The 9,627-nt window shown below is 34.0% G+C and carries 10 protein-coding genes and 1 rRNA gene; all 11 read right to left on the bottom strand.

Features of this window, described 5'->3' with window-relative positions; translation table 11 throughout:
• Nucleotides 1-272 (bottom strand): 16S ribosomal RNA (locus X925_RS10130); the annotation flags it as partial.
• Between the two features lie 157 nt (nt 273-429).
• Nucleotides 430-954, bottom strand: a complete 525-nt coding sequence (locus X925_RS10135; protein WP_012209642.1) for a hypothetical protein — start codon at nt 952-954, stop codon at nt 430-432.
• Nucleotides 955-1,192: 238 nt separating this feature from the next.
• Nucleotides 1,193-1,978, bottom strand: coding sequence for a DUF4895 domain-containing protein (locus X925_RS10140; protein ID WP_103065823.1), 786 nt, complete (start codon nt 1,976-1,978; stop codon nt 1,193-1,195).
• 1 nt (nt 1,979) lies between these two features.
• Entirely contained in the window at nt 1,980-3,704 is a 1,725-nt protein-coding gene (gene uvrC / locus X925_RS10145; RefSeq protein WP_121959879.1) for an excinuclease ABC subunit UvrC, read from the bottom strand.
• Nucleotides 3,705-3,958: 254 nt separating this feature from the next.
• Complete coding sequence (locus X925_RS10150; RefSeq protein WP_121959880.1) at nt 3,959-4,492, bottom strand: DUF501 domain-containing protein; 534 nt, start codon at nt 4,490-4,492, stop codon at nt 3,959-3,961.
• Nucleotides 4,459-5,307, bottom strand: coding sequence for a 50S ribosomal protein L11 methyltransferase (locus X925_RS10155; protein WP_121959881.1), 849 nt, complete (start codon nt 5,305-5,307; stop codon nt 4,459-4,461). The genes X925_RS10150 and X925_RS10155 overlap by 34 nt, the downstream gene beginning before the upstream one ends.
• 1 nt (nt 5,308) lies before the next feature.
• Nucleotides 5,309-5,845 carry a folate family ECF transporter S component gene (locus X925_RS10160; protein WP_012209637.1) on the bottom strand — a complete coding sequence of 179 codons (537 nt, stop codon included), beginning with the start codon at nt 5,843-5,845 and terminating at the stop codon, nt 5,309-5,311.
• A gap of 16 nt (nt 5,846-5,861) precedes the next feature.
• Complete coding sequence (locus tag X925_RS10165) at nt 5,862-6,692, bottom strand: alpha/beta hydrolase family protein (protein ID WP_158245464.1); 831 nt, start codon at nt 6,690-6,692, stop codon at nt 5,862-5,864.
• Nucleotides 6,693-6,726: 34 nt separating this feature from the next.
• Nucleotides 6,727-8,046: a tRNA (N6-isopentenyl adenosine(37)-C2)-methylthiotransferase MiaB gene (gene miaB, locus X925_RS10170; protein WP_121959883.1), complete on the bottom strand. Its 1,320-nt coding sequence runs from the start codon at nt 8,044-8,046 to the stop codon at nt 6,727-6,729.
• Nucleotides 8,047-8,108: 62 nt separating this feature from the next.
• Entirely contained in the window at nt 8,109-8,978 is an 870-nt protein-coding gene (gene rpsB, locus X925_RS10175; protein WP_121959884.1) for a 30S ribosomal protein S2, read from the bottom strand.
• Nucleotides 8,979-9,089: 111 nt separating this feature from the next.
• The gene (rsfS, locus tag X925_RS10180; RefSeq protein WP_012209633.1) at nt 9,090-9,437 is read right to left on the bottom strand and encodes a ribosome silencing factor; all 348 of its coding nucleotides are present in this window, start codon (nt 9,435-9,437) and stop codon (nt 9,090-9,092) included.
• Nucleotides 9,438-9,627: the final 190 nt, after the last annotated feature.

Below are 9,627 nucleotides of genomic sequence, written 5' to 3' on the forward strand. Positions count from 1 at the left end.
GTTATCCGTCATCGGCTTGGTAAGCCTTTACCTCACCAACTACCTGATGGATAGTAGGTCCATCCTAAGGCTGTCTACCACTTTCCCCTCTCGGGCTTATCAGAGTTTACCTACCGTTTCCAGTAGCTATCTCTGTCCTTAGGGCAGGTCCCTACCTTTTACTCACCCGTTCGCCACTGGTTATATCTCCGAAGATCTATAACCCGTCCGACTTGCATGTGTTACGCACGCCGCCAGCGTTAACCCTGAGCCAGGATCAAACCCTTCATCCTATACTCTTGGGCCTCCTCTATCTACTTTTCAATGAGCTTTCCCTTTCCTTCTTCTCTTACTTTTTTCTTTCTTTCTCTCTTTCATCCATCAGCGTTGTATATATTACCACATCTCTCTCCACTTTGTCAATTTCTTTTTTATGAACTTATTTGAAAATTATTGTGAATTCATCAAAGAAAAAGAATAGTATACATTGAATATCGAATATCCTAAATAGGCTATGGAAGGTAAATAAAACCATTTGTTTTGGCCTATTTCAGTTTGTCCGAACAATTGTATTCCTACCCAGTTTAAAGAATATTTTATTATTATATAAGTTATAGCAATAGTCATAAAGATTGAAAAGAAAAAAGAGATAGCGCCTATTAACGAGTATCTGTGAAGTCTAGCTTTTTCTATGGCATATATTTCAAACAGTATTCCTAAGACCAACATTAATATAGATAGAAAAAATATTTGTCTGGTTTCTAACGGAAAATTGGGGTTAAGAAGATCATTAATAATAGGTTTTACAGTGTTCATTATTACTACGAGTAATATAAATATTACAGAAATAACTATATTAAATGTACCATATAGCATTTCAGCGAGTGTAAAAGGAGATTTTTTTTCTTTTTTTATATTTTTTGGCGTTAGATTTTGATTAGTCCTTTTATAATAATCTTCAATGTTTACTTTCATTGTTCTCTCCTTTTGTAGAAATATTACATTCCTATTATCTAGGGCCCTTTCACCCTGCTCCCCACCCATAAGGAGCAAGGAATAAGATCTAATCCACTTCCATCTCATAAGGGGGAAAATCAATGTTTTGCCCTGCAGCCCACCTTTCTAAAAGGGACCTACGGTCCCTAACCCAGAGGAGATGGGGGAGGACTCCGCCCTGTGACCCTTTTAAAAATCAAAAGCTTTTTTTAATGCGTTATAGTTCAATTTTTATTTCATTAATTTGGTCAACTATTTTAGCAGTCTTTTTTATAAATTGATCATAAATAGATTTGAAGTCTATATCAAGGATACGATCTGCAGGTGTTTTGAATACGGCTAATGCTGGTGCTTTAACTTTCATTTCTGGAAGTTTGTATGAATTTTCCAAAAAATTGTATCCTCGAAGCACTTTTTCTTTTAATATTCGACCTATTTCAATATATATAGATACTTCTGAACTACTTATATGATCGGGAACTTTAAATAAAACATGAATGTCCTTCAAATATGGAAAATAAAATATGTCATCATCCCATTGCTTGTAATGTTCTATTATGAATTTCAATTTTTCATCTGTTATGCTCTGATAGAGAGAAATGTATTCTTCGCCTTTTAATTTTTCAGAGAATATGAGCTTTTTTATAAGCCTTTCATTTCCCCATACCCTGTATGATGTAATTTTAAAAGGTGATTGTACTATTCCAAATGCCGTGTCGGGTTGTATTATTTTATTGTATTGCTTAGATAGTTCTGTGTATTTTTTTAGTAATATATCAGGATCATTGTAATACGTAGGGTATAAGACACTCATAACTTTTCCTGGTTTATCAGGTCCCAGAGTTTCAAAAACTCTTCCTTCTTCATCTATAAAAATACAGTAGACTGGAAATTTGTCTTCACCATCGTAAACAGCGCCAAAGAAAAAATGTTGAAATTCATCGGCTAAAAAGCTTTTGTATTTATTTAAGTAACTTATGGCAAATTCAATTAATTTTTCCAAATTATTTCTCTCCCAAACTTTCTTTTATTCTTTTAGCGATTTTTTCACTTTTAACGACTTTCGATATCTCTTCAATTGATGCTTCCAGTAATTTTTGAATCCCTCCAAAATGTTTTATTAATTCTTTTTTCCTTTTCGGACCTATACCGTAAATATCATCCAACTTTGTTTTTTCGAATCGTTTACTTCTGAGACTTCTGTTAAAGCCTATAGCAAACCTATGGGTTTCATCTCTTACGTATATAAGTAATCTTAACACTGGATGATCCAAAGGTAAGTGAAGATCGGGTATGTCACCAGGTAAAACTATCCTTTCATCTTCTTTGGCGATACCTACAACATCGACATCTTTCAAAGAATAGCCGATTTCTTTTAGTGCTTCTACAGCTGAATTTACCTGTCCTTTTCCTCCATCAATAAATAAAAGATCAGGTAATTCATGCTTTTGATATCTTCTTTTTATAACTGTTCTGATACTTTCAAAGTCATCTGGGGCTTTTATATCATCTAATCGATACTTTCTGTATCCTTCTTTTTTGGGCTTGCCGTTTTCAAAACGTACTAAAGAGGCAACGGTATATAACCCTTGAAGATGAGATATATCTATACCTTCAATAATTTTTGGTTCTTTTTTCAAAGAAAGTATTTCTTTTGCTTGTTTTAAGGCAAAGCTTAAATCTTTTTGCCTTTTTATTTCTTCTTGCAAATTTGTATAAGCCATTTCATATATTTTAGAACTTTTACCTATCTTTTCGATTCTTTTTAAGCCTTTTTCTTTCAGAAAATCCAAAATTTCTGGAGAAATTTCTTCATTGTATAATGTCGATATCAAAGAAGGCGGTTCATTCTTTCTAACAATATAGTATTGATACAAGAAATCTTCCAACGTCCCTTCCATCGTGAAGGAAAGTTTTGAAATCAAGTATCCCTTTCTTACTATTAAAACTAAATAAACTGGAGGTTCATACATTATTATATCTAAATTTTTTCCGTTTTTGTATTCAACCGCTACTTCTTCAAATAAATTTTCTAATTTGAACAATGTGTCACGCATTTGAGCGGCTTTTTCATAATTTTTTATTTTGGCATAATCTTTCATGGCTTTTTGAAGATAGTTTTTCACTTCTTCAATATCTCCTGATAAAACTTTTTTAACCTTTTCCACTGATTCTTGATATACCGTTTCGTCTACATCCTTGTAACATGGACCATAGCATCTTCCTAAATGGTAAAGGAAACATGGTTTGCTTTTCCTGCTTAAATCTCTGTCACAACTTCTGATTTTATATACGCTTTGGAGTACTTCGATAACGTCTTTTACAAATTTAACATCAGAGTATGGACCATAGAATTTACCTTTTTCTTCTTTTTTTGTACGAATGTATTTTATCTTGGGGAATTGTTCATCCGTTACTAAAATATATGGATACACTCGTGTATCTTTTAACATTATATTGTATTTTGGCTTATGAATATAGATGAGGTTGGCTTCTAAGATAAATGCTTGATTTTCATTTGAAGTTATTATGTAGTCTAAATTTGTGGCTTTTTCTAGCATTTCATAAGTTTTTTCATTTCCTATGTAGTTTTTCTTGTTAAAATAGGAAGAAACTCTGTTTTTTAAGTTTTTTGCCTTGCCTATATATATAGGATCACCTTTATTGTTTTTAAAAATATATACTCCTGGTTTTTTAGGGATGTTGTTTAAAATTGATCTGTCAATCATAGGTTGAGTCGCCTCCTTGCATTAAGGGGTAAACCCCTTAAGAACCCCAAGATCTTTGTTTGTTTTTAAAAAGTCTTTTTGCACAAAGCTGCAAAAGGGCTTCGCCCCTTAAAAACCATATGAATCTTTGTTTCATTATCTTGTGTTAGCGCCCTTTCACCCCGCTCCCCACCCATCTAAGGAAGGACCTGCGGTCCCTAACTCAGCAGGAAAAGTGCTTCTCCCACACCCCATAAAATGAATGTAACTTGCCCTTAAGATTTTAATTTTTCACATCTACTGTCGTCGCAGCATTTCTTAGCAATGTAACGATCCACTATTCCCCCCACGGGATTATTCTCCCCATCTAAATACGATGCATAGTGTAAATGTAAACATTTTATTTTAGAGAAATCCTCTATCCCACCTATTCCTGTTTCTTTTAGTTTCTTGATCATATTTTCAGGTAGGGAATTGATTTTTTCTCCTAATAGCTTCATTCTTTTTTCAATTTCTACTCCGTGTGCGCGGATCATTTGTTGTTTTAATTCTGGATCATTTTGTATAATCTTTTCAATTTCCGCTATTTTTTGCTGTGCTTCCAATTTTGAAACTTCTTCCACTAAATAAGGACAGGTTAACCAGTAAAGAGTAGGAAAAGGCTTTCCATCTTTTAAAGGAAAGCTCTTTATTACTTGAGGATAGCCATAAATGCATCTTTTTTCTATAGTTAATACGTTACTAACGCACCGTCCCAATTGTTTTTCAATTATTTCTAAGTCTTCTTTTGAAACAGTAAAGCTATCCAAGAACCGTCCTCCATTCTATCTTTCAATACTAAATTTACATCTTTTGCTTGTTCAATAACCAATTTTTCCTTACTTTCAATTATACCAGAAAGGATGACAAATCCTTTATTTTTAAGTATTTTATCAAATTTAGGATCTTTCATTAACTGTATCAGTACTTCAGCCACAATATTAGAAACTAATATATCGAATCTTTCATGTTCTCCAACAGTGCTTAACAAATCGGATTCTTTTATCTCAATACTGACATTGTTTAAAATAGCAGTTTCTTTTGCTTTTTCTGTAGCCAAATCATCGTTATCTAAAGCCAAAACGCGATTAGCCCCAATCTTTTTAGCCAAAGCGGACAAGATTCCGCTACCTGTTCCAACGTCTATAACATCTTTACCTATGCAACAAACCTTTCTCAAAAGTTCGGCTGCCAGTTTAGTGGTTGAATGTAAACCTGTTCCAAATGCACTTCCTGGTATTATATTCAATACTATTCCCGGTTTTTCTATTTTTTTATCGGAAAAAGGATTGATCCAAACTCCATCTATAAGTTCAAAAACATCTATTGTTTTTTTCCATTCTTCTAACCATTTTGATTCTTCAGTAATTTCCTTCGAAAGGAGTTTTAAACCATACATAGAAAGCAAATCCAAAATATCTTTGATTTGCTCTTCCTTCTTGACATACAACTTCAGAAAAGTCTTTGAACTTTCTACATCTTCTTCAAAGTAAAAGGAATTAAACCCATATTTTATGAACTGATCTATTATCTTTTCTTCCTCGCTGGCTTTTAATTCATAAACAAACTCATAATATTTATCCATCTTATTTTTTCTCCATCATTTTATTAATTTGAGGAATTCTCGTGAGTAATAAAAGCATTATAAAGGCGTTCAAAAAGAATGAGACCACATAGCCACCGATTCGTGGAGGCATAAGAACCGCATATGAAACATCAAAAGCTTGATGAATAAAGAATGGTGTTAAGGTTATTCCTACCGCTTCACCTAAACCACAGGAAATGGCTAGTGACCAATAATTGATTCTTCTTTTAAAAAAATACCTAAAAACTATACCTGGAATCAAACCGTGTAAGGCCGAGGTCAACGTGAATTGGGGAAGGAACGCCCCCATTGGATTTATCCAAAAACCAATCAAATCAGATAAACCTCCAACGATAAAACCATCCAGGGGCCCAAAAATAAAGGCGGAAAGAAACATAGGAATCGTTCCAAACCCAAATCTAATAACTTCCACATTGCCTATGGGAATTCTAATCGCTAATAACCTTGACAAAAGTATGGATAGAACTATAAACAACGAATTCATTACTAACCTATAGGTGGCATTCTTTTGGTCCATAAATTCACTCCTTACTTTAATGGATAATTAGCATATTTTTTGCAAAGAACCTTAATACATCTTTTATTTCTTGGCTCCAAAGAAACCAATTATGGTCGCCTGGTTTTATGAAAAGAGTTGAAGATATGCCATTGATTCTTAATTCATGGTGCAGTTCAGAAGCACCTAAATATAGGTAAAAGTAATCTTCACTTCCACAAGAAAGATAAACTGGAAGCTCTAAGCCGCTTTGTTTTACGTGTTCTATATAATTAAAAATATTCTCTTTCTCCCAAAACTTTGGGTCAAAAGGCCAGCCAAATGCGTCATGATAGTAATCTTCTCTTACATGAATTTCATTGCCATATAAATCGACTTCTTTCTCTGGGGGAACTTCTCTGGTTATTCCCCCACTTAAACTAGCAACAGACAAAAATAACTCTGGATACTTAAATGCCAACCTTAAGGCACCGTATCCTCCCATAGATAAACCGGCTATGAATCTTGAAGAACGTTCGTTATAAACCTTGTACTGCGTTTCTATATGTTGAAGAAGGTCCTCTATCAAAGCGGTTTCATAGTTAACACCAGTTGGAGAATTAACGTACCAACTGTTCTTAGCATCAGGCATCACGGCAACAAAAGGTGGAATTTCATTGTTAGTTATCATTAAATCCAAACTTTGATCTACTCGACCTTTTCTTAGCCAACTCGTTTCGTTCCCTCCATGTCCATGCAGAAGATAAATAGTCGGATATTTCCTGGTTTCAATGTCGTATTTAGGTGGAAGATAAATAGAATATTTCACATCACTTTTCAGTGCTCGGCTATAAAACGATAAAGATTCATATACTTTTCCATGTATCAAATGTGAACACCCCTTTTTTCTATCTATTAGGCCGTCAGTAAAGATTGTTTACAACCTCACCATACAATGGACCTGGTGTAATTTTATTGACCTTTACTTTCAAAAATTCACCGTTCAACTCTTCATTGCTTTCGAAGATTATTAATTTATTGTTCATTGTTCTTCCCATATAAGTACCATTTTTCCCAGCCTTTCCTTCTTGAATTATAACAACTTCTTGTTCGAGATACTTTTCATTCTCTTCAAGGTTTATTCTTTTTTGTAACTCCATGAGATACTGCAATCTTTTATTTTTAATGTGTTTAGGAACATCATCTTTTTGATACTTATAAGCTATGGTTCCTTCTCTTGGAGAATATTCTGCGATATTTATTCTCTCAAATCTACATCGCTTAATCAAATCTACCGTTTCTTCAAAATCCTCATCTGTTTCTGAAGGGAAGCCCGTTATAAAATCACTGGATACCGTAACGTTAGCTACCTCTTTCTTTACCTTATTAACAAGTTCAATGAACTCTTCTCTTGTGTATTTTCTATTCATCGCTTTAAGAATCTTGTTGCTTCCCGATTGAGCTGGAAGATGAAAATAATTTGCCGCTTTTTCTTCGTTGGCAACAGTTTGTATCAAAGAATCGGTTATATCCGATGGATATGAGGTTAAAAACCAAATTCGTTTTATGGAATCAAATTCAGCTGCCTTTTGTATGAGAAGGTCTAATTTAGATTTTTTATCTCCAAAGTCCTTACCGTAGGAATCAACATTTTGACCTAAAAAGGTTATTTCTTTGTAGCCCTTTTTTGCATAGCTTTCAACTTCTCTTATTATATCTTCCATAGGTCTACTTTTTTCAAAACCTCTGGTATATGGAACTATACAGTACGTGCAATATTTGTTGCATCCGTATATGATAGTAATCCAAGCATGGTGTTTACTTGACGGCATCTTTGGAATATCGTAACTTACTTCATCTAATTTGTCGCTAAAATCAGCGAACCTTTCTCCATATAAAGCTCGTTTTACCAAATTTCCTATGTCTACCACATTTCTAGTGCCAAAGACAAAATCTATATTTTTAAATCTTTCAAGCAGATTCTCCCTTTCTTTTTCTGCAGAGCAACCACCTACACCTAAGATTAAATTCTTATTTTCATCTTTTAGTTTACCGTAACCGCCTATGGCTCCATACATTTTATTTTCTGCTTTTTCTCTAACGGCACAACTATTTATCAATATTATGTCGGCTTCTTTTGGATTTTCAGTCCATTCGAAGCCTTCTTCTTTCAAAAGACCTGCCATTATTTCACTTTCATTAATATTCATTTGACAACCAAATGTCCGTATGTAAAATTTCAAAATTATCACCTCTTATAAAAAAACCGGGAGTAATCCCCCGGTGTATTATGTAGAACCAAAAATTAAAATTTTTCGTCTTCGTCCTCGTCTTCTATTTCTGAAGGTACAAATTCTTCTTCCTCTTCTTCTAATTCTTCTGCGTAAATGGCGTATTTCTCTTCAGCTTCTAATTTTTCGTCTACTTCATCTATTACTTCGTCTTTTTCTTCTTCTACTTCTACTTCGCTACTTTCTTCGAGAGTTTCAATTCTACCTTCTTTTCCTTCAATAATCGCATCAGCCATTTTTGAAACAATGAGCATTATGGTTCTAATAGCATCATCGTTTGCTGGAATAACGTAATCAATAACATCCGGATCACAATTAGTATCCACCGTTGCTATTATAGGTATATTAAGCAAATTAGCTTCTTTCACAGCGATTTCTTCTTTTTTAGGATCAATAATAAAAAGAATATCTGGAATTTTTTTCATTCCACGTAACCCACCCAAGTTTTTTTCTAATTTTTCTAAATTTCTGCGTATGGTTGCTTGCTCTTTTTTGGGTAGTTTCGAAAACTCTTCGCTTTCAACATATTCTGTTAGTTGTTCCAACTTATCAATTCTAGATTTTATCGTTTTGAAGTTTGTTAACAAACCACCAAGCCATCTGTTGTTTACAAAAAACTCTCCACATCTGCGGGCTTCATCGGCAACAATCTGCTGTGCCTGTTTCTTAGTCCCAACGAACAATACTCTTTTCTTCTCCATGACCGAATTTTTTAGGAAGTCATAGGCTTCGTCAATACTTTTCAAAGTTTTTTGTAAATCAATAATGTGAATACCTTTTCTTGCAGTAAAGATATAAGGCTGCATCTTGGGATTCCATCTTCTCGTCCTATGACCAAAGTGAGCTCCTGCTTCAAGTAACTGTTTCATACTTACCACTGACACAAAAATACACCTCCGTAGTTGTTTGATTTGGTTTTCTAACCTCCACCTTTCTTTTTTTCACCGACCCTTTTATGGGCACCGAGGTGAAAAACGAAAGATGTGAGTATTATTTTATAGTACCATTCTATTTTGTTCTCCCCAAAGCCCTTCTAAATCGTAGAATTCTCTACTCTCTTCCGAGAATATATGAACTATAAAAATACCCGCGTCGATTATCATCCAATCGGTACTTTTACCTTTATCGTAAAAAGTTATGGGTATATCTTCATCTTTTAAATACCTAACTACTTGGTCTCTTAAAGCTACTCTATGTGGTTCTGAATTTCCCGTAACAATAACAAAGTAATCAACCATCAATTCAGAATTTTCCATGTCAAGTACAACAATATTTTCTCCATCTTTTTCTTCTAACAATTCCACTATTTCCTTAACGGAATTCAAAACATCAGTTTTTAACAAAAATTTACCACCTCCACTAAAATTTTTTTACTTTTAGCATTTCTAAATTTATTAGCGCCCTTCCCCCGCTCCCCACCCATAAGGAGGATTCTCCATGTTGACCACAAAAATAAACCCTTAAATTATAGTTGTGTTAGTATTTCCGGGCCATTTTCTGTCACGGCAATTGTGTGTTCAAAATGTGCTGCTT

It is taken from the genome of Petrotoga sp. 9T1HF07.CasAA.8.2 (genome assembly GCF_002895585.1).
GTDB classification, from domain to species: Bacteria; Thermotogota; Thermotogae; order Petrotogales; family Petrotogaceae; genus Petrotoga; species Petrotoga mobilis.

What these genes read in the sequence shown, in the direction of transcription:
- uvrC (WP_121959879.1), bottom strand. Translation starts at nt 3,704, where the DNA reads ATGATTGACAGATCAATTTTAAACAACATCCCTAAAAAACCAGGAGTA.
- X925_RS10155 (WP_121959881.1), bottom strand. Translation starts at nt 5,307, where the DNA reads ATGGATAAATATTATGAGTTTGTTTATGAATTAAAAGCCAGCGAGGAA.
- X925_RS10135 (WP_012209642.1), bottom strand. Translation starts at nt 954, where the DNA reads ATGAAAGTAAACATTGAAGATTATTATAAAAGGACTAATCAAAATCTA.
- X925_RS10160 (WP_012209637.1), bottom strand. Translation starts at nt 5,845, where the DNA reads ATGGACCAAAAGAATGCCACCTATAGGTTAGTAATGAATTCGTTGTTT.